Raw genomic sequence first — 434 nt, 5'->3', positions numbered from 1 at the left:
CTGAGTCGTAAAGTGCTTGTAAAGCCTTCCGACAAGGCAACGAAGTCTAAGAAGTGGAATATTAAAGAGACTATAGATGAGGCTACCCGGAGAAATCCGGATGCCTGTTTGCATGTTGAAAATCCAGGCAAGCCGGTTCTCGTTTTTGGTCAGGATTTAGAAGCTCTTGAGCGTGAGCATGAGCAGGCTTGCGATGGTGCTGTTGATGTTCAGAAGAATGGCAAGAGCAGGAAAATCAGAAGCACTCAAAATACTATGGCGTGCATTGTTCTGTCTTGGCCAGGTGAGATGGATGCCGATTGTAAGCGTTGGCAAGCTCGGTCGGTCAAGTGGTTGCAGGACACGTATGGGGACCAGTTGAAGACAGTCATCAGGCATGATGATGAGGCTTTTCCTCATCTTCATGCTTTCATCGTTCCTGATGATTTGAAGGC

At 47.5% G+C, this 434-nt stretch carries 1 protein-coding gene; it reads left to right on the top strand.

Annotated elements, in window-relative coordinates; translation table 11 throughout:
- On the top strand, positions 1-434 hold a 434-nt coding region (locus tag KP705_RS17925), incomplete at both ends, for a plasmid recombination protein (RefSeq protein WP_215765269.1).

Origin of the sequence: Gluconobacter sp. P1D12_c, from assembly GCF_018812105.1 — a bacterium.
In the GTDB taxonomy this organism is placed as follows: Bacteria; Pseudomonadota; Alphaproteobacteria; order Acetobacterales; family Acetobacteraceae; genus Gluconobacter; species Gluconobacter oxydans_A.
Note: the sequence above shows the minus strand (reverse complement) of the source record. Positions and strands in the feature narration are given on the sequence as shown.